Origin of the sequence: Clostridium sp. (assembly GCF_022482905.1) — a bacterium.
GTDB lineage: Bacteria > Bacillota > Clostridia > Clostridiales > Clostridiaceae > Clostridium_B.
In genome coordinates, this window is record NZ_JAKVOI010000001.1 from 362416 (window position 1) to 383960 (window position 21545).

General features: G+C 33.2%; 20 protein-coding genes and 1 tRNA gene. 14 read left to right on the forward strand and 7 right to left on the reverse strand.

Annotated features, from left to right (window positions below; genetic code table 11):
- The first annotated feature begins 633 nt into the window (after positions 1–633).
- Positions 634–1248, forward strand: a complete 615-nt coding sequence (locus LKE46_RS02090; RefSeq protein WP_291717977.1) for a hypothetical protein — start codon at positions 634–636, stop codon at positions 1246–1248.
- Between the two features lie 430 nt (positions 1249–1678).
- Here the strand turns inward: LKE46_RS02090 and LKE46_RS02095 are convergent, their stop codons facing one another.
- On the reverse strand, positions 1679–2599 hold the full coding sequence (locus LKE46_RS02095; protein WP_291717979.1) for a polysaccharide deacetylase family protein: 921 nt from the start codon (positions 2597–2599) through the stop codon (positions 1679–1681).
- 219 nt (positions 2600–2818) lie between these two features.
- Here LKE46_RS02095 and LKE46_RS02100 point away from each other — a divergent pair, with 219 nt between their 5' ends.
- Positions 2819–3622 carry an alpha/beta fold hydrolase gene (locus LKE46_RS02100; RefSeq protein ID WP_291717981.1) on the forward strand — a complete coding sequence of 268 codons (804 nt, stop codon included), beginning with the start codon at positions 2819–2821 and terminating at the stop codon, positions 3620–3622.
- A gap of 212 nt (positions 3623–3834) precedes the next feature.
- Here LKE46_RS02100 and LKE46_RS02105 read toward each other — a convergent pair whose 3' ends face one another.
- The gene (locus LKE46_RS02105; RefSeq protein ID WP_291717983.1) at positions 3835–4326 is read right to left on the reverse strand and encodes a hypothetical protein; all 492 of its coding nucleotides are present in this window, start codon (positions 4324–4326) and stop codon (positions 3835–3837) included.
- Positions 4327–4487: 161 nt separating this feature from the next.
- Here LKE46_RS02105 and LKE46_RS02110 point away from each other — a divergent pair.
- Positions 4488–4563: transfer RNA gene (locus LKE46_RS02110), tRNA-Pro, on the forward strand.
- Positions 4564–4635: 72 nt separating this feature from the next.
- Here the strand turns inward: LKE46_RS02110 and LKE46_RS02115 are convergent.
- Positions 4636–4932 carry a hypothetical protein gene (locus LKE46_RS02115; protein ID WP_291717985.1) on the reverse strand — a complete coding sequence of 99 codons (297 nt, stop codon included), beginning with the start codon at positions 4930–4932 and terminating at the stop codon, positions 4636–4638.
- A 324-nt stretch (positions 4933–5256) separates the two neighbouring features.
- Between LKE46_RS02115 and LKE46_RS02120 the strand changes: the two genes are divergently transcribed.
- From LKE46_RS02120 to LKE46_RS02130, 3 genes are read left to right on the forward strand one after another with little or no spacing between them, the layout of a single operon-like run.
- Entirely contained in the window at positions 5257–6264 is a 1008-nt protein-coding gene (locus tag LKE46_RS02120) for a phosphodiester glycosidase family protein (protein ID WP_291717987.1), read from the forward strand.
- A 35-nt stretch (positions 6265–6299) separates the two neighbouring features.
- Entirely contained in the window at positions 6300–7325 is a 1026-nt protein-coding gene (locus LKE46_RS02125; RefSeq protein ID WP_291717989.1) for a hypothetical protein, read from the forward strand.
- 37 nt (positions 7326–7362) lie between these two features.
- On the forward strand, positions 7363–8010 hold the full coding sequence (locus LKE46_RS02130; RefSeq protein WP_291717991.1) for a site-2 protease family protein: 648 nt from the start codon (positions 7363–7365) through the stop codon (positions 8008–8010).
- An 8-nt stretch (positions 8011–8018) separates the two neighbouring features.
- Here LKE46_RS02130 and LKE46_RS02135 read toward each other — a convergent pair whose 3' ends face one another.
- A complete protein-coding gene (locus LKE46_RS02135; protein WP_291717993.1) occupies positions 8019–9122 on the reverse strand; it encodes a hypothetical protein in 1104 nt (367 codons plus the stop codon).
- Between the two features lie 164 nt (positions 9123–9286).
- On the opposite strand from LKE46_RS02135, the gene trmB reads away from it, so the two are divergent.
- A complete protein-coding gene (gene trmB, locus LKE46_RS02140) occupies positions 9287–9922 on the forward strand; it encodes a tRNA (guanosine(46)-N7)-methyltransferase TrmB (RefSeq protein WP_291717995.1) in 636 nt (211 codons plus the stop codon).
- Here the strand turns inward: trmB and LKE46_RS02145 are convergent.
- A complete protein-coding gene (locus LKE46_RS02145; RefSeq protein ID WP_291717997.1) occupies positions 9878–10537 on the reverse strand; it encodes a TIGR01906 family membrane protein in 660 nt (219 codons plus the stop codon). The two genes, trmB and LKE46_RS02145, sit on opposite strands and share 45 nt — an antisense overlap.
- Before the next feature lie 298 nt (positions 10538–10835).
- On the opposite strand from LKE46_RS02145, the gene LKE46_RS02150 reads away from it, so the two are divergent.
- The 4 genes from LKE46_RS02150 to LKE46_RS02165 are packed head-to-tail and all read left to right on the forward strand — an operon-like array spanning position 10836 to position 15227.
- A complete protein-coding gene (locus LKE46_RS02150; protein WP_291718000.1) occupies positions 10836–12353 on the forward strand; it encodes a type I restriction-modification system subunit M in 1518 nt (505 codons plus the stop codon).
- 17 nt (positions 12354–12370) lie between these two features.
- Positions 12371–13597: a restriction endonuclease subunit S gene (locus LKE46_RS02155; RefSeq protein ID WP_291718002.1), complete on the forward strand. Its 1227-nt coding sequence runs from the start codon at positions 12371–12373 to the stop codon at positions 13595–13597.
- A 21-nt stretch (positions 13598–13618) separates the two neighbouring features.
- The gene (locus LKE46_RS02160) at positions 13619–14314 is read left to right on the forward strand and encodes an HAD family hydrolase (RefSeq protein WP_291718004.1); all 696 of its coding nucleotides are present in this window, start codon (positions 13619–13621) and stop codon (positions 14312–14314) included.
- Between the two features lie 10 nt (positions 14315–14324).
- Positions 14325–15227: a putative ABC transporter permease gene (locus LKE46_RS02165; protein ID WP_291718007.1), complete on the forward strand. Its 903-nt coding sequence runs from the start codon at positions 14325–14327 to the stop codon at positions 15225–15227.
- 32 nt (positions 15228–15259) lie between these two features.
- On the opposite strand, the gene LKE46_RS02170 is transcribed toward LKE46_RS02165, so the two are convergent.
- Positions 15260–16045, reverse strand: a complete 786-nt coding sequence (locus LKE46_RS02170; RefSeq protein WP_291718009.1) for a class I SAM-dependent methyltransferase — start codon at positions 16043–16045, stop codon at positions 15260–15262.
- A 31-nt stretch (positions 16046–16076) separates the two neighbouring features.
- Positions 16077–17168 (reverse strand): ABC transporter substrate-binding protein, encoded by a 1092-nt coding sequence (locus tag LKE46_RS02175; RefSeq protein WP_291718011.1) that lies wholly within the window; start codon positions 17166–17168, stop codon positions 16077–16079.
- Positions 17169–17449: 281 nt separating this feature from the next.
- Here LKE46_RS02175 and LKE46_RS02180 point away from each other — a divergent pair, with 281 nt between their 5' ends.
- The 3 genes from LKE46_RS02180 to LKE46_RS02190 all read left to right on the forward strand — a co-directional run bounded on the left by LKE46_RS02180 (position 17450) and on the right by LKE46_RS02190 (position 21542).
- The gene (locus LKE46_RS02180; protein ID WP_291718013.1) at positions 17450–18136 is read left to right on the forward strand and encodes an ABC transporter ATP-binding protein; all 687 of its coding nucleotides are present in this window, start codon (positions 17450–17452) and stop codon (positions 18134–18136) included.
- Between the two features lie 21 nt (positions 18137–18157).
- Complete coding sequence (locus LKE46_RS02185; protein WP_291718016.1) at positions 18158–20713, forward strand: ABC transporter permease; 2556 nt, start codon at positions 18158–18160, stop codon at positions 20711–20713.
- A gap of 133 nt (positions 20714–20846) precedes the next feature.
- On the forward strand, positions 20847–21542 hold the full coding sequence (locus tag LKE46_RS02190) for a response regulator transcription factor (RefSeq protein WP_291718019.1): 696 nt from the start codon (positions 20847–20849) through the stop codon (positions 21540–21542).
- The last annotated feature ends 3 nt before the right edge of the window (positions 21543–21545 follow it).

Consider the following 21545-nt stretch of genomic DNA (forward strand, 5'->3'; position numbering starts at 1 on the left):
TTACTTATTTTCTAATTTTATATTTAAAATCCATATTACACCACATACTGAACTGAAACACATGTTCATAATGCATTGTGGTACACTTATAGTATTATAGATCATGGGAGGTTTGAAATGGAAAAGATGGATATGGGTATAAAGAATGTTATTTGGATTCCTATTGCTGTTGTCATTTTGATTATAGCTGTAGTTGTTATAGGTATGTTTTTCACTAAACATAAGTGAGTATTTGCTGGATGTCATTTATTTAACTGGGAGTTAATATATTCTTAACAGCATAAAGCTAAAATAATAGCTAAGGTTACTCCCTGGATAAAATTTAACATAGTAGTTCCCTATAAACAATTTCAAAATACACTCTATCAAACAACATTCAATAAAATAAGCATTTCGAGCCAGCCACTCGGATGCTTATTTTTGTAAAAGTTTGGACAATAAGTTTGAAATAAGCGTGATTAAAAACACAGTCAAAGCTCCAGAACCGATTTCGGGAAGGCATCATTAATTATTATGCACACGATTTAAAAAGCAGATTGTAAAATCAGGGAAAAATGAAGATGGGTAATAGTGTAATATTATTAATTACATTATAATAATTATTAATACAAGAATATTAGGGAGATAATTAATATGATTAGCAAGAATGAACCACCTCCAAATTATATGAGCAAGTATTATTATGAATATTATGCAAAGGTTGTACTTGAAGAACTTTATCCGGAAGAATTTACAAATCTGAAAAAGGGAGAAAGACCGGATTTGCAAAACGATGATAAAAAGTGGGGAGTAGAAGTTACTACGGCAATAGGTGTAGAAAAAGGAACGGCAGAAAGTTTATATATGAGAATATATCGAAATCTGGAACAAGAGGTAGAAAAAGATCTAAAGAGGAATATTTTACGAGAAAAAGCTGATGGAGATTCGTTTGATTTAATACTACGTGCTTTTAATAAAAAATTAAATAAACTGAATGGATATAAGTACTTTAGACGAAACGGCTTATTCATTTTTTCAGATATTTATGCAGATGATGAAATGATAATGAAAGTTGTTCATGATATGAAGCAGCTTCAGAAAAATATTAGTAAAAAGTTTTATGAAGTTTTTGTATTAGTTCCAGGAAAATGTTATTGCTTAAACTTATATACAGGCAGGTATAAAACACATCCAATTGAATCTGAAACTCAAACAATTCATGCTATTAAGGCAGGCAAACTTGTTGAAAAATATGGAAAAACAAAATAATTGAGTGCTTTTTATTTAACATGCAGTTAATATTACCTTAACAGTATAAAGTTAAAATAAAATTGAAACTTGGATAAAAATTTAATAAAATAGTTCCCTATACACAAATTAAGCATTTGGAATAAGCCCTCCGGATGCTTAATTTGTGTATTATTCATGGAATCAAGTATTTTGTTACAAACAATTAATAAATATGACATTAAGCTGTAACAAATAACTTATAGAATAATAAGTGTCCTAAGGAAATACCTTAGCGAAATTGAAAATAATAGATTTATATACATGAAAAGTAATGGTAATTACCAGACTGGTGCCTGTGGTTGCAGGACACAATAAACTTAAGTGCAACCACCAAAAATATTATTTAATGGATTCCCTTTCAAAATTGTAATAATAGAAAGGGTTTATTTAATTTATATCAAAATGGAATTTACTTTAGTGTTTCAAAGGAATATCCTTGAGATTTAAAGTATTCTATGATAGCGGGCAAGGCTTGTACAGTAGTAACTTTTGCAGGAGCATCATGCATGAGTACAACCAAATGGTCGTAAATAGCATATTTTTTTGTCTTATAAATTAAATTTTCAACAGATACATTATTATGTTCTGCATCACCACTTAAATCATTCCAGTCTACATAATGATAACCATTTTTTATAACTTCTTCTCTAAAAGGTTTTAACCTGTCCCCAAAAGAACCACCTGGAAATCTTACCAGTTTTAAATTATAATTTTCTCCTAAAATCGATGATAATACAGATTGACACTTGTAAATTTCTTGCATAAATATCTTTGGATTAGAATATATGTAACTCATATCGTGGGAATAAGTATGATTCCCAACTGCATGCCCCTGTGCAACTTCTTTTTTTACAAGTTCCGGATTTTGTTCTGCATTTTTTCCTATTAAAAAAAATGTAGCTTTTACATCATATTGTTTTAATGTATCCAATATTTTAGGGGTATTATTGGTAGATGGGCCATCGTCGAAGGTTAAATAAACCACCTTTTTGCCATCTTTTTTATAAGGATCAAAGTTACTTGAATCCACATTATTTTCTATATTGCTTGAAGACTTATTATCGGCTGAATCATTTGAATCCGCTGTATTTTCTTCCGTGCCTGAGGATTCTTTATTAATTGGATTAGTTGTATCCTCTAGTTTATTTGTTGATTCGTCTGAGAGTTTCTTGCTGCTAGAATTATCTGAGGTTGTACTATTTTCCGCTTTGTTTATGGATTCATTTTCCTTTGTTATTGATGTACAACCAGTAAGGCCAATGGAAAATAAAAGTAAAACTAGAATTGAAACAAGTACTGTATTTTTTCTTTTTTTGATGTTGACATTCATAATATATCATCCCTTCACCAATTATACCAATACATATTATACAACGTACAAAGTATAAAAACTACTAAATTTTGATTAAAAACTATTAATTTTTACAAACAATTAATAAATATGACATTAAGCTGTAATGAATAACTTATAAAATAAATTTTAAATGCTCACAAAATTTATTTATAGGAATAACATGTAGATATGAGTACTAAATTTTGGAGGAATTTTGTGGGTTGTTATGTTGAAGTAGAACCTTGTGTAAAAATTTACGTTGAGGACATTAATCCTTCAGGTAATAAAATTATAGTGTTTTTACATGGTTGGCCTGGAAGTCATGATTTATATGAATACCAATTCAATATACTTCCTAAACATGGATACAGATGTATTGGTATAGATCAAAGAGGATTTGGTAAATCTGACAGACCTTTTACAGGATATAATTATAATACACTGTCGGATGATGTTAGACAGGTGATAGAGGCATTACAGCTGAAAAATTTTATGTTAGCGGGACATTCTACAGGAGGGGCTATTGCTGTAAAGTATATGTCAAGACATAGAGGATATGGTGTGTCAAAGCTTGCTCTTTTTGCAGCCGCGGCACCTAGTCTTATTAAGCGTCCTGATTTTCCGTATGGGATTGATAGGAAAACTGTAACTGACATTATTAATCAAACATATGCAGATAGGCCTGAAATGCTTAATGATTTTGGCAATATATTCTTTTTCCAGCATATAACTGAACCTTTTGCCGATTGGTTCCTAAATTTAGGATTGCAGGCAGCAGGCTGGTCAACTATTGCAGTATCAGAAATGTGGATAAGGGAAGAGTTATTTGATGATTTGTCATCAATAAGTGTTCCAACTTTAATTCTACATGGAATCCATGATAAGGTTGTACCTTTTGAATTGGGGCAAATACAAAACAAGTACATTAAAAATTCAAAGCTTATACCATTCAAATATAGTGGACATGGATTATTTTATGACGAGAAAGACAAATTTAACAGGGAATTAATGAAATTCTAAATAAATACTACTAAATTAATAATTTACCTGTAGTTAATATCATCTTAACAATGTAAAGCTAAAATATAATTGAAGTTGAAATCCAATAAGTTTATCATAATAGTTCCCTATAACAAAGTAAGCATTTTGAGCCAGCCCCTCGAGTGCTTATTTTGTTTATTAAGATACTAAAGGGCTCTGGAGAAAGTACAGAGCCCTTTAGGAAGAATGGATTAACACATTACAATAATTTTATAGGGGATGGTTTGAGCAGGAATACTTCTTGTAGTAGGACCATAAATTACTATTAAATTGTGATTTGCAGGATTTTTATCAAACGGCTGTCCATTTTGAATCAATATTTGAGTGCTGTGTGATATGTTCAATTTCAGCATATTGTCCTCACTTACTAATTCATTGTTAAAATAATCTACCTTTATATTTCTAGATGGAAAATTTTTAGCTATTACAATTGCCCTGAATTGTGGTGGAAAAATTAGTGGGACAGGTGCACAGGCATCATAAAAGCCGGTTATTATATCCCCTGTTTTTATGATTTCATGTTCTACAAAATAGGTAAGTGGTGATATTACAAAATTTACTGTGGCTCTATGATCATCCTGTACAGACATTAATTTGTAACAGCCATTCTGATCAGAGGTTTCATTTATTAAAAAGTTACTGATTATAGTAACAATGCCATGGAAACTTTGAAAATTTATCATATTCTTCCTCGTTATTATTTAAATTAATATTCATTATAAATTATGAGAATTTGACTGTTTAAGTTACAAAAAGATACATACAGGATTTAAATGAAAAATTCTTTACTAAATTATTTCAATATGTTATTATGTTTTATGGTAACACAGTTGAAACAATATGCTGGGGTGTAGCACAGGTGGTAGTGCGCAAGTTTCGGGAACTTGAGGTCGCAGGTTCAAGTCCTGTCACTCCAACCAGAATAGCAAATAAAAGAGACTGGAATTAACTTTTACTACAAGCTAATTCCAGTCTCTGTATAATTTCGCGAACTAATCATTGACAATATCAACTTTAAGGGAATTTTCTACATACAAACTATCAGTATCTAATTTTCCATTCTCAATTTTAAATTCAGCCATTCTATGTATGGTAGTGTCTCCATACATAGGGACATTTTCCTCACTTTCCAGGATATATTTCATGTTATTGTTCAAAGGATTTATAAATTTATGAATTGACCAGATTCTACAATAGTTTTTAGTGTTTTTAGTTTGTATTATGTTGGTTTCATTTTTATCGCTATTGTAGGTAAAAGTGTGCTCGCTATCCCATATTTTTATTTCCATAATAATTCTCCTCTCAAAATTTAATATTAACATATATATATTATTGCATAATAAATTATATGTAAATCTTAATATGCATGTAAAAACTTTATAAATTGCCATACTTGTATTATAGCAGGTAGTTGATAATATTTGTAGATATATTATAATATATTCTTTTAAAATGTATGATTCGGTTAAAAATATGTTACTATAATAATAGAAATTTTGTAGAAATTTCTTATCTTTAAAATTAACGTGGTTTAATATCATATCTATTTAAAAAATAAGTTATTTATTGTACAATATTGAAAGATATAATTATTTAGAAAGGAAAATTCACGTATGAGGGAAAAAAAATCTTCAGGCAAAATCAGGAAACCTATATGGAAAATTATTTTATTGTTTTTTGCCTTTGAATTCGTATTCACAGTGATGACAGCCCCATTTCTTATATTTCGCGGACCCTTTAAGAATGTTACAAGAACAGTAGTTGGCGCAGCTATGACTACCTTGAGCCACCAGTATATTGCAAAAATATTTTTGTCTGATACAGAAATAAAACAGATACTTGGTCAAAATGAAATAGACAGTACAAAACAGCAAAATTTAGGCCTTTCTAAATTCAGCAATAATCATGACAGCAGTATAGAAAGAGATGATATAAGCTATGGTAAAAAGTTCAAGGGATATATGCTCATAATTCATGATCCTACAAGAGTAAAGGTCGGATATAGCAAAAAATTGGGAGTGGCAGGAGAGTTAACAAGCAGCATTGCGAAAGATAGAGATGCCGTAGCGGCAGTAAATGGCGGCGGATTTACAGATAGTTCCTCCGAGGACAGCGAGTGGACAGGCACTGGGGGGAAGCCTATTGGATTACTTATGAGTGAGGGTAAAATTATATACAATGATATAAGCAATCCTGATTCAAAGCATGAAATCATGGGTATTACAGAAGAAGGACAACTTATAGTTGGATATCACAGCATAAATGATATAAAAAAGCTTAATGTAAAAGAAGCAATATCATTTGGCCCGGCACTGGTTATAAATGGAGATGGAACTATAAAATCCGGTGATGGCAACTGGGGAATAGCCCCGAGAACTGCAATAGGACAGAGAAAAGATGGAGCAATATTGTTTCTTGTCATAGATGGGAGACAGAGTAAAAGCATAGGAGCTTCCCTTAAAGATATACAGGACATAATGCTGCAATATGGTGCTATAAATGCTACAAATCTGGATGGAGGATCTTCATCTACAATGTATTATGAAGGTCAGGTTATCAATAATCCATGTGATCCACTAGGTGAAAGGTCGGTTCCTTCTGCCGTTTATGTAGAGCAGTAAAAGCCAGAGATGATTAATTAAAAGGGAGTTGTGACATGAAAGTTTTTAGAAGAATTGTAATATGGGCTCTTATATCGCTGACAATACAATTTGCCGGATTGTTCTACATAGATAGGTATTTCTTATCTTCCAATACTGGGATTAAGGCAAAAAAGGTTATAAGAAGTGAACCTAAAAAGTCAGATATTGCAGTAAGTATACCCGATAATGCAAAAAATATAAGTCCGTCTTTTGATGGAAGGTATGTTGCCTATTATGATGGAAATATACTTGATATTGTAGATACGGAAACAGGCTATAAAAAGCAGGTCAAATTTGAAGATGGAGTTAAAATGTCATTTTATAAATGGCTGCCGGATAGAAATAGGATGCTCATAGTAGAGAAGCAAAATTCTTATGATGGTGCCAACTTTAGACTGGAATATTTTGAGGTTGATAAAAATATAAAAGAAAATATAAAGACGCTGGAAGGATTTAATACAAATACTGAAGTTGATGATATAAAGGAGTCCCCACTTACAAATGTAATATATATGAGGATGCAAAGCGCAGGCAGAAGAACCAGCATATACAGAATCAATATAATGAATGAAATGCAGAAAGTAAAAACAAATTCGTATATGATAGGTGATATTGAAATATTGTCATTAAAGGATAAGCTTATATATGAGGACAGTATATATAATAAAATTTATATAACAGGGGAAGATAGATCCATCGACATAGAAGAAGTTGAAAATCCCGTACTGTTAGGGGTGGATAATAGTGACAGAGTGTATATAGGGAGTTTGAAGGATGATAAAATTTCAGAGATACACTATGGAAATGCAGCTGAAGATATAAGTAGTTATCAAAATATAAATTTAGGAGAAGCTGCTGACAAAAATGATATACATATATCTTCTTCTGGAAATATATATGTGAATGATAATTTAAGAGGGGTAGTTAAGGATATTACAAGCGGAAAAGAATATATATATCATGGAAAATTTATACAGATGTATAACAGAGGTATTATTTCTGTAAGTGATGGAAAATTATCCAAAACTTTGGTAGACTAGATAGTAAGGAAATATGTAAAGGAAAGAAGTGAATTGTTTGAATACATACATATTAAGTAAGATACTAATCATACCGGGAATACTGATAGGTCTTACTTTCCATGAATATGCCCATGCACTTGTTGCAGACAGGTTGGGTGACAAGACACCCAAGTTTCAGGGAAGACTGACTTTGAACCCATTTGTGCATATAGATTTGATTGGCTTTATAATGATATTGATAGTAGGATTTGGCTGGGCTAAACCTGTTGAAACCAATCCAAATGCGTATAGAAACAGGAATAGGGATGATCTGAAGGTTTCAGCGGCAGGTCCAATTGCAAATCTTCTGGTTGCATTTATAGTTGCAATGCTTTATGTAATATTCTACAGGTTTGCCTTTACAAATAATGTTATGCCTATTTCAGTAGCCAATATAATTGCAAAAATACTTTTATATGCTGTCAGTATAAATTGCATGCTTTTCGTATTCAATTTGATACCCATACCTGGATTGGATGGTTTTCATATATTGCGGGATCTATTTCCTTCGCTGTATTATAAAGTATCGGATAAGATCTACAGATATCAGATCATAATACTGATTGCATTTGTTGCAACTCCAATAGCTAATTATGTTGTTGGTATTCCATCTTCGCTTTTATATTACAGGTTTATGAAAATAGCTTCTTCACTATTAGGCTAGTGAAGAAGCTATTTTTCAATTTCTTTGAATATACTTCGTACTCCCTGTCCCCAATTTTTATCTTCTGCATATTTTCTTCCTATCCACAGAAAAGGATCAGTATTTTTAGGCATGTCTTTGGATAGGTTTATTATGGTTCTGGCGGCTATTTTGGAGGAATCACTTATATTTGTATTGTATTCCTGCCAGCTGTGAAATACATTAAATGGATTGTTGGCAATTTTGGACGCATATTTTTCACTCTGGGGCACAAAATTTTGTTCCTGTCCAGTTATGGCAAAAAGTAAAATCGGATTCAGGTTGTACTCTTTGGCTGTATTTAATATAGTTGAAAAGTAAGGTTCCTTTACTAAAATAGAATTGCGATTTGCCAAAAATGCTTTTAACTTGCTTGTTCTGATTGGTCTGTACTTTATATAATAAGGCAAATTCGCATTTGGATATTTATCATTTGAGTATGTATATAATTTTTCAATATAATACATTGGAAATGTTAGATCATCTGCAGGACTACTTTTTGGAAGAACTTGTCCATTTACATATACAGTATAAAGAATCATGGAAAATACGATCACAGCTGCTGTAGCTGCTTTTTTCCACCTGGCAGTAGTGTAGTGCCTTATATTTTTACTTTTGGAGGTAACTTCAGAGACAGGTATAATTCTGTTCATATTGTAATCAACTTTTGAAATAGAATCAGTAACTGAAAAATGTTCTTTATTACCTTTTCTGTTTTTTATATATTGCTTCAGACTGTTTTTTTGAACTTCATTTTTTACGTTTGAATTCAACCAGTGCATAAGCTCATCAATAAAATTTTGATTCAAGTTTCCCGCTGAAATACATGAGTTAAAGATATCATACATAAAAATTGAATCCCTATTGTTAAAAATTGTATCTTTCAATGTGTAAAATTTTATTTTATTTCTCTCAGATATATTGAACTCGCCAAGCTTGTCATCCAGAATATGGTGTATGGTATTGGAAAGTATAGCGGCTTTGCCTGATGCAGTATAATCCGGGTATTTTTCATCTATATATTTTTTTAGTATAAGTATATCGTTTTTATTGAGTATCTTTTTATCTTTCAATTCATCTATAAAATAATACATAATTCACAACCCACACAAATAATATAATCTTATATTTATCGCCGACTTTTTGGAAAACTTTAAAGCTATTTGTCGATTGAAATACTGTAAATTGAAAGCTGGACTAAATTTAAGGTATATGATAAAGTTATAACATATTTTATCAGCACAAAGGGGAAATCTACATGAGACTTAGAAAAAAGTGGTGGGCCAGGCCGGAAATGGAAGTCAGTAATTTGTCTGTAATGAATCCGGGGAACTATAAAGGAAAATGGATGGAGCAATTTGAAAATAAGAATCCCATATATCTTGAACTTGGATGCGGAAGAGGAAAATTTCTATGTGAACAGGCTCAGAATAATATTGATATAAACTATATAGGAATTGACCTTAAAGATGAAGTACTTATATATACACTTAGGAAAATTCAACAGAAGGAATTAAAAAATGTACGGGTAATACCCATGAATATAACCGGAATTGGGGATATTTTTGATACAAATGAGATAAGCAGGATATACATAAATTTCTGTAATCCATGGCCCAAGAAGAGACATAACAAAAGAAGGCTGACTCATACTAGATTTTTAACAGTCTATAAAAAATTCTTGAAAAAGGGAAGCGAAATATGGTTTAAAACTGATGATGTGGAACTCTTTAATGAATCCCAGGAATATTTTAAAGAAAACGGGTTTGCCATAGAGTACTTGACCTATGATCTTCATAATAGCAATTTCCACGGAAATATAACTACGGAATACGAAGAGAAGTTCACCTCAATTGGAATGCAGACCATGTTTTTGATATCGAAGATGCTTTGAAATTATTCTTAAAAGTACTGCGGATATAATTATTATACTCAATATCAGTATGGCTGAGTGATAGAAGAATTCTTGAGGTAACATGTTTATAACAGGATCAATTTTAGGGTCAAATATCCAGTAATCGTTTCTAAAGAATATTTTATGAAACAGATTGAATAAATCGTCAAAATTTATAATAAATGAGATTGAAGAAATTGCCGCAAACAAAAGGAGAATGTGGTAAGTCTGTTTTATAAACATAAGATTTTCAAGCTTTATGCTGGCGTATATGCCTACAAAACTAATGATGCCTGTAATGGGTATGAGTATATTCATATAATTGAAGATGTGTTTTACTTCTTGAAAATGAATTTGTCCATATTTTGAATAAGGTATTGAAGGAAGTTTGAATTCCTGATATTTTGGATTTGATATGTATTTGATTATATAATCATAATTTTCCAGTATTTTATTTTTACTGAAACCTGAGTGCTGTTCTATATCTAAATTTTTAATCTCAAAATGGTATAGAGGTTTGAATATGATAACTAATTTTGTGGATGTGCAGATAACAAATATGGCAAAAGTTAGAGAAAACAATAATTTAATTAATTTGAAACTATGTATATACATTGCTTGTACAACCCCTCATTATAACAGTTTGATAATATGTATTATTATAATATATATTTACTATATATACTATGTTTTTATAAACTTAATTTATAAATGAAAAAAGATATGGAAGTGAAATCAGAAGGAAGTATGGTAAAAGCACAGTAGAGAAATTCAATAAAAAATTGCTCAATAGGAAATGAGAATGCAGGCAGTCTGATTTAAGGATTGCTTATGTTTTTTTATAGAATAAATGTATATTTGTGATAAAATATATTATATAAATATCAATGAATTATAGGGGAGAGGCACATTGATGAAGAAATTAACGCTGCAAGATCTGGAATCAAAACTTTGGTCGTGTGCAGATATCTTGCGAGGGGAACTGTCTGCTGCACAATATATGGATTATATATTTGGGCTGCTGTTCCTGAAAAGGTTGAATGATCAATTTAAGTGGGAGAGGAAAATTAGATACAAAGAATTTAAAAAGCGAAAAATAGCGGAAGAAGAAATAATGAAATTTTTAAATGATCCTTCAGTATATGAAACTTTTTATATACCGGAGCAGGCAAGGTGGGATAATTTAAGAAATCTAAGTTTAAATATAGGTTCCGAACTTGACAGGGCACTCAGAGTAATTGAGGATGAACCAAAAAATAGTGAAATTTCTGGAGTCCTAACTATTTTAAATTATAATGACAGAGAAAGAGTTCCGGATAAAAAGCTGAGTCAGCTATTGCATGTATTCGATAGCATGAATCTTTCAAACGAATATCTGGAGTCGGAGGATATACTTGGAGATGCCTATCAATACCTTATAAAGAAATTTGCAGACGAGGGAGGAGCCAAGGGGGGAGAATTCTATACCCCAACTGAAGTAGTCAAAGTAATGGTGAACCTATTGAAACCTGAGGAGGGAGATAAAATCTATGATCCTACCTGCGGCTCCGGTGGTATGCTTATCCAAAGTATAGAATACATAAAAGAACAGGGTGAAAATTATAAAAATGTTTATTTGTATGGTCAGGAGATAAATCTTTCTACTTGGGCAATTTGCAAGATGAATATGCTCCTTCATGGTGTAAAAGAGGCCGATATCCAGAAGGGTGATACCATAAGAGATCCGAAACATACTGAAGGCGGAGTTTTGAAGAGCTTTGACAAGGTCATTGCAAATCCTCCTTTTTCATTGAAAAACTGGGGATTGGAAGAGGCAGGTGCTGATCAGTATTATAGATTTTCATATGGAATGCCGCCAAAATCTTATGGTGACATGGCCTTTGTGTCCCATATGGTGGCAAGTTTGAATACTAATGGCAGAATGGCATCTGTAGTACCCAACGGTGTGCTGTTCAGAGGGGGAGCTGAGAACAAAATAAGGGAAAATTTTTTAAAGGATGACTTGATAGAAGCTGTCATAGAGCTTCCACAAAATATATTCTATGGTACAGGTATTCCTGCAGCTGTTCTTGTTATAAACAAGAACAAGGAAGAAAAGAGAAAAAACAAGGTTCTATTTATAGATGCGAGTCAAAACTTTATAAAGGATGGAAACAAGAATAAATTAAGAGATGAAGATATTAGGAAAATAACAGAAACTTTTGATGAATATAGAGATGTTGAAAAGTACTCAGGCATAGTTGATATGGATATTATAAAGGAAAATGACTACAATCTGAATATAAGCAGATATGTGGATACTACTGAACCGGAACCGGAGGTAGATATTGATCTGGTGCTGGAAGATATAAGAGAGTTGAAAATGGATATGGTTGATACAGAGTACAAACTCAATTGGTATCTGGAAGAAATGGGCTTTGACACCATTTAGAACGGCAGGTGGTTCAAATGAAAATACCAAAAAATTGGAATATATACAGACTGGAAGATTTAGGGAAAACCTATCCAGGGCTTTCAGGAAAAACCAAGGACGATTTTGGAGAGGGCAAGCCATATATACCATATAAGAATATATTTAACAATGGTAAAGTGGATACCAATTATATGCAATATGTAAATATCTCAGATGATGAAAAACAGCACCCTGTCAAATATGGAGACATTTTTTTTACAGTGTCCTCGGAAATCCCGGACGAAGCGGGAATGAGTTCAGCTCTTCTGAATGATATAAAAGGCGAAGTGTATCTCAATAGCTTCTGCATTGGATACAGATTAAATGATTTTAAAATACTTTATCCAGGTTATGCAGCATATTTGTTTAGAGAAAAGCATGTAAGAACGATGATGACAAGGCTGGCCCAGGGTTCAACTAGATTTAATCTGTCTAAAGATTCTGTTTTGAAGTTGAAAATAGCACTTCCTCCACTGAAAGAGCAGAGAAAAATAACTTCCATTCTGTCTTCTGTAGATTCTGAAATTGAAATTATTGATAAGCTTATAAATAAAATGAAAAAGCTTAAAAATGGATTGATTTACAAACTTATTTTGAAAGGTATAGGTCATAAAAAATTCAAAATGAGCGAATTTGGAGAAATACCCCAGGAGTGGGAGATAAAAAAATTAGGAGATATATGCAATTTCAAACAGGGATTTCAAATTTCGCGAAGTCATCAAATAAGTGAGAAAAGAAAGGGATATGTAAGATATTTATATATAACCGATTTTTTCTCTGACAGGAATAAATTATACATTAAAGATAATAAAAGATTTTATCATATTGACTATAAAGACATAGTTGTAGTCAATACAGGGAATACCTGCGGGAAAGTCTTTAGAGGTGAAAGCGGAGTTTTAAGCAATAATATGTTTAAGATATTCAGTAACAGGGACATTTTGGATAGAAATTATATGTGGTATTATTTAAACAGCCCCATTTACTGGAAACAGTTGAATAAATATTTCAATAGCGCCGGTCAACCTCATGTTGGACATAAAAATATGTCGGAGTTGAAAATAGCCCTGCCTGATATGAAGGAGCAGAGGAAAATAGCTTCTATTCTGTCATCTGTGGATGGAGAGATAAATAAATACTTGATGAAAAAACAGAAATTTCAGAAGTTGAAGAAAGGCTTTATGCAGCAGCTTCTAACTGGAAAGATAAGAGTTAAAGCTTGAATGGAAAAGGAGGTATAGAGTATGGAAAATTTAAAATGTATTATGTTTGATTGTATGGAAACCTTGATAGACATGACTGAGCTTCCTGACAAAAAGGACTATGCGCTGTGGGCTTTTGAAGGCTCAGGATGTGAAGAATATTTTAAAGATTTTGCTGAATTCTATGAGGACTACAAGGCTGCAGGGGAAAGCATTTTGGCCAAAATACCTGAATACAAAGAGTATGGTTTTAAAGAGCAATATGAGTATATTGCCAGAAAAAAGGGAATTAACCTCAAAACAGAAACGAAAATGGTGGAACTGCTCTTAAACAATTTCCTTAAAAATTACAGAAAAAGGTGCTATGTTGACAAAAATGTCAAAGATGTTCTCGAATATTTAAACGGCAGATATAAGTTGGGTGTAGTTTCAAACTTTAAAGTAAAGGGGGCTATAAGGGATCTCCTTGAATATACAGGTATAAAAAGTTACTTTGAGTTTGTAATAAATTCTGCAGAAGAAGGATGGAGTAAGCCGCACCCCAGAATATATACGAATGCAGTAAAAACATCTGGCTTTGTTTTTGACGAAATAGTATTTATAGGGGATGATTTTGTAAATGATTATCTGGGACCCCGAAGGATGGGAATTAATAGCATATTTTTCGACAAAAAAAGATGTGCTCCTGAAGATTGCAGTAAGATAAATGAATTTTTAGAACTCAAAAATATATTATAAAGGAGTATGTATGGAAAACATATTGTTTTATTTTGTAATCTATGCTTTTGGAGGATGGTGTTTGGAGGTTGCCTATGCTGCAGTTAATACGGGAACTTTTGTAAACAGAGGATTCTTGAATGGACCTGTCTGTCCAATATATGGTATTGGAGCAGTGATGGTAATAGATTTTTTGACACCTTTTAAGGATGATTTGATTGTGCTGTTTGCTGCATCGGTAATTGTTACTTCTTTTCTTGAATATATTACGGGATGGATTCTTGAAAAACTCTTTAATGACAAGTGGTGGGATTATTCCCAATATCCGTTTAATATAAAAGGCTATATATGCCTCAAGTTTTCACTGGCGTGGGGCACCGGCTGTATTTTGATTATGAAGGTTATTCATCCTGTAATTGTGGAATTTGTCAAATTTATTCCACTGCTTTTAGGTGACGTTCTTCTGTCATGTCTGGCAATCATATTTATTATTGATATTATATCAACAGTTGATACTGTAATGAAACTTAACTTTAGATTGAGGAAGATACATGAGATATCCGGAAAAATAAAAGAAAAATCAAATTCACTTGGAGAGAAAATATCTCATGAGACTATTGAACTCAAGTCAAAATATGAATATCAGGCAGTGGGTCTTAGGAAAAAGTATTCTGAGCTGTCCGAGGATGCAATAGAAATTAAGGAAAAATATGAAAATGAACTTTCTGAATTAAGACAAAGATACGAAAATAAATTATCCGAGATAAGAGAAAAATATGAGAAAGAGTTAGTTGAGCTTAAAGAAACATATAAGAAGCTGACTGGAAGGAAAAATCATCTTCACAGGAGAATTATAAGGGCATTCCCTGATATTAAATCCAACAAGTATTTTGAAGCTTTGAATGAATTGAAGAAAAATGTAACTAAGAAATAGGTGGGATTGTTTAGTTCCCGCCTATTTTTTAATTATTCTTTAATGGCATATACCATAAACATTGTTGAATCCGATCCATATTTTTTATTGCCTTTGAGGAGCTTAGGAATTTTTTGTGTATCAGCATATACCCGCTTGCTGATGTCTGTGTTGATAGTTATTTTATTGATACCATTTTTTATAAGTATGTCCACATCCCATTGTGGTCTTGTAAAATTACATATATAGAGTTTTGCTGCGAAATTATTGCGCTGACGAATTAACTCTTCACTTTGCAGTCTGCGATTGTATGAACTGCAACACCAGTTTTGCATTTCCATGTAGTTTTCACCAGATTTTTCTGCTAGATTGAAATCATGTCCGTAATTGGCATCGAAGTTCATTATTTTACCTCCAGGAGCAAGAACACGGCACCATTCTTCATAAGCCCTTTTAGGGTCTGGCAATGTCCATGTAACATTTCTTGATATTATAAAATCAAAACTCTCATCTTCAAATTGTAGATTTTGAGCATCCATTTCAATAAATTTTATATTGTTGTAACCAAGATTTTTTGAATTAGCTACTGCATTATTAATCATGTTCCGGGAATAATCTATTCCTGTTACTTCAAAGCCAAGATCACACAATAAAAATGAATAAAAACCAGCACCTGTTCCTACATCCAATGCACGAAGTCCACTACCATCTGAAATTGCTTCACTGATTATATCTGTCCAAATTTTACGCTGAAATCCTTCCAGATCTTTAATACGACATGAACTGAATTCATCGGCACGTTTTGACCAATAATCATTGATTTCTTTTTGTAAATTCATATATTTCATCCCTTTATCAAAAATTTGCAGTTTACTCAGCAGGGGGTTCGTCGTTGATAATTTTGTTAGCTTCTTCATTTGAAAGATCATAATCGAAAAATGTCTTGTAAAAGTATCTGGTTTCTTTAATTATATCTATATTTGAAAACTTATCTGGATATAGAGTCTTTGCAGCCCATTGTACCTGTAATGCTTCCTCTGCACTGTATCTATCCCAGTAAAAAGCACCAAATGGATTAAAGTATATCCTTTTAGATTTTACCGCACTTGTTTTCTGCAGTACAGGATCCTTTATTAAATTGTCCATAACTTTTTTACCGCTGTTTACCTTCATTAAAGTATTACTACCTAATATAATGACATCAGGATTCCATTTTAATATTTGTTCCATAGATATTTTTTTATTATTCCCTTTTATGTCCTTAGCTGCATTCACTCCACCGGACACCTTTATCCAATTGTCAATTATTGTATCACTGCCATCTACAATAAGTGGTGATATTGAGGTTATGTGGAGAACCTTAGGCTTTTTATCTTCTGGTAGTTTGGATGTTATGCTGTTTATCATGTTAAGTTTGCCGTCCAAATATGAATTATATTTTTCTGCTCTCTTTTTTGCACTGTCACCTAGAACTTCTCCTGTAAGATCAACACATTTTTTTAAACCGTTGAAATCAGTAAAATTTAATTGTACAGCTGGAATGCCCAATTGTGACATTTTATTTGCATTTTTTTCATTTACAGGTATAAATACAACATCGGGTTTTGTCTTCATAAGTGCTTCTGTATTTGGGGTGCTGTCTTTGTTAAATGTTGTTGTTGCATTATTCATTTGAGGATTTACCTTATATAGCCATGGTGCCATTTTTTGTGTTAGAACAGTTGCAACAATTTTATCTCCTCCTCCAAGCATTGCTACAATTGCATTATGGGCCTGCCAGGCATCCGCCACTCTTTTTACATTTACGGGTACCTCTACCTTTTCACCTGCAGTATCAGTAACAATTTTTGTCTGTATTTTTTTCTCCTCTGTTTTTTGTGAAGTCGAATTGTTACTACATCCAGATAATAAGAAAATTGTTGCAAAAACGATAGAAATACTGCATTTTAAAAATTTTTTCATGGTCATGCATCTCCTTATTTTTATATAACTTTGTAATATAAATGGCTATAAGTTATTAATATGTTACATAAAATCTATTTATATTAACGTTTTATATAGTTATGACTTATTTTATCAATAATATATTAAAAAATCAATACAATAATTGGCACTTTAGCATTTATTATAGACCTTGCAAAGTTACAAAATTGTAAGACGGCATTTTATTTTGTAAGGCAGCAGACATGGAGCTGAAGATGAAATTCACCTATAATTTAGATAGATAGGAGGGAAAGTATAAAATGGAGATATTGAAGGTGGAAAACTTAACTAAGGTATATGGGAAAGGTGAAAACAAGGTAGAAGCATTGAAAAACATAAATTTATCCGTAAACAAGGGAGAATTTGCAGCAATTGTAGGTGCTTCAGGTTCAGGCAAGAGCACGCTTCTGCATCTTCTTGGAGGCCTTGACAGACCTACTGCAGGCAAAGTGATAATTGAAGGAGAAAATATTTATGATTACAAGGAGAACAGACTTGCTGTATTCAGACGGAGAAAAATAGGATTTGTGTTTCAATTCTTCAATCTGATACCTGTTCTGGATGTAGAAGAAAATATATCACTTCCGGCACTTCTTGACAATGACAGGGTGGATGGAGAGTATCTGGGCGAAATCATAAAATTGCTGGGGCTTGAGGAAAGAAAAAACCATCTTCCATCAGAACTGTCGGGAGGTCAGCAGCAGAGAGTGTCTATTGGAAGAGCTCTTTTGAACAAACCTTCCATAGTTCTTGCAGATGAACCCACGGGAAATCTTGACAGCAAGAATTCCAAAGAGGTAATTGAACTTTTGAAATATACAGCTAAAAAATACAATCAAACCCTTGTACTGATTACCCATGATATAAACATAGCGTCTATGGCGGACAGGGTATTTACCATTGAAGATGGACATATAATTTCGGATAAACATCTGCAAAATGACTAGATAAAGAAGGAGGTGATTAATATGATTACAACTTACAGGAAACTTACAGGAAAATATCTCAGCTCAAATAAAAAGAGAAGCATACTCACTATTATAGGGATAGTACTGTCTGCTGCACTCATATGCACAATAGGTTTTTTTATCGTGAGCATGCAGAATGCTGAAATTGAAAGTGTAAAGAGTAAGTATGGCTCCTGGCATGTTTCCTATACAGCTCCAGATAAAGAGCTTGCTGCAAAAGTCACCGGAAATCCCAAGGTTTCACGCAGTGGTTTTTATCAGCAGGGTGAGAATATAAAGATAAATGAGGAGGTAAGTGTGAGCTCTGTTACAGCTTCGGACAGCGCTCTGGAACTTCTTCCCTATAAGATAAAGACAGGGAGATTTCCACAAAATGACCATGAGGCAGCTGTGGAAAACTGGGTGCTCAGGTATGTGAAAAAAGATGCAAAATTAGGTGACAGGATAAAATTAAATGGCAGGGAGTATACCCTGGCTGGAATACTCCAGGACAATGTAAGCAGTCAAGTTAATAAGACAGGTATTTTTTTATCCAGGGACAACAATATTGACAGACATAAATCAGTACTGCTCGCGGAGATAAGTCCAAAGACAAATTTGAAAAGGGCAGTTTCAGAGCTGGATGGTCTGCCAAAAAGCAAAACAGTAAAGGCTGGCGGTAGAACTGCTGCTTCTGTTGTAAATAATTCTCCCCTCATAGATATACAAGGTGGAGGAGACGGCAAATCAGGATTGTCCGGGCTATATTCTACAGTGGCAATTGTGGTAGGAATAGTGCTTGTCGCAGCAATTGCGGTAATATACAATTCTTTTCAGATAAGTGTAGTGGAGAGAATGAGACAGTTCGGTCTCCTGAGGGCAATAGGCGCCACTCCGGCACAGATAAGGAAAATAGTACTCAGGGAGGCATCGGTACTTTCACTCATAGGTGTGCCACTGGGAATCCTCTGTGGTATCATAGCTATTTTCGCCATAAATTTTATATTCAGGATAATTGGTAAAGATATGGTTTCTGTGGCGATAAAAGTATCCATATCACCTGAAGTCATGCTTATAAGTGCTGCGGTTTCAATAGCAGCCATATATATATCTGCGCTGCTGCCAGCACTTTTTGCAGGGAGAATTTCTCCACTGTCTGCCATAAGCGGAAGAACAGCCATTGTAAAGGAAAAAATAAAAAGAAGGAAAAACATGATTGTAAACAGGCTGTTTAAATTTGAAGGAAATATGGCCTACAAAAATATAAAGAGGAACAGGAAGAGATACAGGATAACTGTATTTTCCATAGCAATAAGCGTAGTGCTTTTTGTAACCTTCAAATCCTTTATGGATATGACCTTGAATTTATCAGGTAGTGTCAACGAGTCCAAGAACATACACTTTTCACTTCAGTCAAATGGAAAGAACAGTTTTATAAAGGATAAGATAATAGAAGATATAGATGGCTTGAATTCGGTAAGTAAAATATACAAAATGTACAATGAGTACAATTTTGTCCAATTTATAGATGGAAGCAGGGAAATAGAGGCGGTAAAATCTATAGATGGAATATACGGCAAAGCCGCGGAGGTGAAAGGTGAAAAAAAGATACCCATGAATGGAGTTGTCACTGTATACGATGAAAATGCCCTTGAGGCTTCGAAAAAGTATCTGCAGTCCGGAAGTATAGACGTGGATAAATTAAATGGGGAAAATGGTGTTATTCTGGTAAACAAGAATGTGGTGTACAATAAAAGGGAAAAGAAAAGCTATGTCGGTCCGGTGGCGAATATAAAAGCAGGGGATGAGATAGAACTTAAATACAGCGGAGAGACGAGGACTACTTCAATAGACGATGGAAATATTACAAATAGTTATAGAGAAGCAGCCAAAAACGGCGGTGATATCAAAAAAGTAAAAGTGTTGGCAGTTCTAAAAGATGAACCTTTTGATTTGTATGGACAGAATGGACTCAAGCTTATAACTACCGGGGAAGTGGCAGAGAAACTTACGGGAATAAATGACATAAGGCCAGTGGCACTGAATATTGCCATCAAAGATGTTAAAAATGAAAACAGTGCAAAAGACCAGATAGAAAATATTATAAAGTCAGATCCATCACTGAGTGTGATAAATTACCTTGATAAAAACAGAAGTACCAGATCGGTGATTTTAATGATTGAAATACTGGTATATGGATTTGTAGTGGTGGTGTCACTGATAGGAAGCGTGAACATCATAAACACTCTCACAACAAATATAATACTGAGGAGAAGGGAATTTGCCATTTTAAAGGCAATAGGTCTTACCCAAAAGGGACTGAAGAAGATGATAGTGCTGGAAGGCTTCCTATATGCGGTTATTGGAAGCATATACGGCGCTATAATAGCCTGCGGTCTTTCCTATATGATGTACAGGGGAACGGTGAGTGTTAGAGAATTCAGCTGGCAGATTCCCTGGAGCGGAATAGCCATTGCAGCTGCTGCAGCTGTGGCCATAGGATATCTTTCCGTGCTTTCACCTCTTTCCAGAATAAACAGGGAAAATCTGATTGATACAATAAGAGAAGATTATTAGCAATTTACAGTGTATGATCCACAATTTATGTTGGATTGTGCACTGTTTGTAATTTTGTTGAAGCAATGTTGATAAACGTACATTGCAATGCTAAACTATAAATAAATATAGAAAAAATCCAGGGGTGAAAGTAATGTACAAACTGCTTTTGGTTGAAGATGACAGTGCTCTTGCAGTGGGAATAGAGTTCACTTTGAAGGACGAAGGATATGAGGTTCTTACAGTTTCAACAGTTGAAGATTCAAAGAGAATATTGGAAAATTATAAATTTCACCTTGTTATTCTGGATATAAACCTGCCGGATGGAAGTGGATATGATTTGTGCAAGTATATAAGGAACAAAAGTGATATACCTATAATATTTCTAACTGCTCTTGATGAAGAGGTAAATATAGTTCTTGGACTTGAGATAGGTGGAGATGATTATATAACAAAACCATTTGGAGTAAAAGAATTCTTGTCGAGAATAAAGGTAATCTTGAGGCGGAATTATAAAAGTGCACCGGCAGAAGATAAATTTAAAAGTGGAGATATAGCTGCAGATACTTCCAATGCTTCCATAGTCAAGCACGGCAAAAAAATTATACTTACAGCACAGGAATACAGGCTCTTGTTGATATTTCTGAACAACCCTGGGGTTGTCATGAAAAGAAAAGAAATATTGAATAAACTGATTGAAGGTGAAGAGGTGTTTTTTGATGAAAATACTCTTTCAGTTTATATAAGAAGAATCAGGGAAAAGATAGAAGATAATCCCAAGGAGCCGGAATATATAGTAACTCAAAGAGGATTTGGGTACATGTGGAGTAAACATGTCATTAAGGAGTAATTT

Bases quoted from the DNA above. Each gene is read 5' to 3' on its own strand.
- LKE46_RS02165 (WP_291718007.1), top strand. From the start codon at position 14,325: ATGGAAAACATATTGTTTTATTTTGTAATCTATGCTTTTGGAGGATGG.
- LKE46_RS02150 (WP_291718000.1), top strand. From the start codon at position 10,836: ATGAAGAAATTAACGCTGCAAGATCTGGAATCAAAACTTTGGTCGTGT.
- trmB (WP_291717995.1), top strand. From the start codon at position 9,287: ATGAGACTTAGAAAAAAGTGGTGGGCCAGGCCGGAAATGGAAGTCAGT.
- LKE46_RS02120 (WP_291717987.1), top strand. From the start codon at position 5,257: ATGAGGGAAAAAAAATCTTCAGGCAAAATCAGGAAACCTATATGGAAA.
- LKE46_RS02095 (WP_291717979.1), bottom strand. From the start codon at position 2,599: ATGAATGTCAACATCAAAAAAAGAAAAAATACAGTACTTGTTTCAATT.
- LKE46_RS02175 (WP_291718011.1), bottom strand. From the start codon at position 17,168: ATGAAAAAATTTTTAAAATGCAGTATTTCTATCGTTTTTGCAACAATT.
- LKE46_RS02090 (WP_291717977.1), top strand. From the start codon at position 634: ATGATTAGCAAGAATGAACCACCTCCAAATTATATGAGCAAGTATTAT.
- LKE46_RS02125 (WP_291717989.1), top strand. From the start codon at position 6,300: ATGAAAGTTTTTAGAAGAATTGTAATATGGGCTCTTATATCGCTGACA.
- LKE46_RS02185 (WP_291718016.1), top strand. From the start codon at position 18,158: ATGATTACAACTTACAGGAAACTTACAGGAAAATATCTCAGCTCAAAT.
- LKE46_RS02115 (WP_291717985.1), bottom strand. From the start codon at position 4,932: ATGGAAATAAAAATATGGGATAGCGAGCACACTTTTACCTACAATAGC.
- LKE46_RS02160 (WP_291718004.1), top strand. From the start codon at position 13,619: ATGGAAAATTTAAAATGTATTATGTTTGATTGTATGGAAACCTTGATA.
- LKE46_RS02105 (WP_291717983.1), bottom strand. From the start codon at position 4,326: ATGATAAATTTTCAAAGTTTCCATGGCATTGTTACTATAATCAGTAAC.
- LKE46_RS02170 (WP_291718009.1), bottom strand. From the start codon at position 16,045: ATGAATTTACAAAAAGAAATCAATGATTATTGGTCAAAACGTGCCGAT.
- LKE46_RS02155 (WP_291718002.1), top strand. From the start codon at position 12,371: ATGAAAATACCAAAAAATTGGAATATATACAGACTGGAAGATTTAGGG.
- LKE46_RS02145 (WP_291717997.1), bottom strand. From the start codon at position 10,537: ATGTATATACATAGTTTCAAATTAATTAAATTATTGTTTTCTCTAACT.
- LKE46_RS02190 (WP_291718019.1), top strand. From the start codon at position 20,847: ATGTACAAACTGCTTTTGGTTGAAGATGACAGTGCTCTTGCAGTGGGA.
- LKE46_RS02180 (WP_291718013.1), top strand. From the start codon at position 17,450: ATGGAGATATTGAAGGTGGAAAACTTAACTAAGGTATATGGGAAAGGT.
- LKE46_RS02135 (WP_291717993.1), bottom strand. From the start codon at position 9,122: ATGTATTATTTTATAGATGAATTGAAAGATAAAAAGATACTCAATAAA.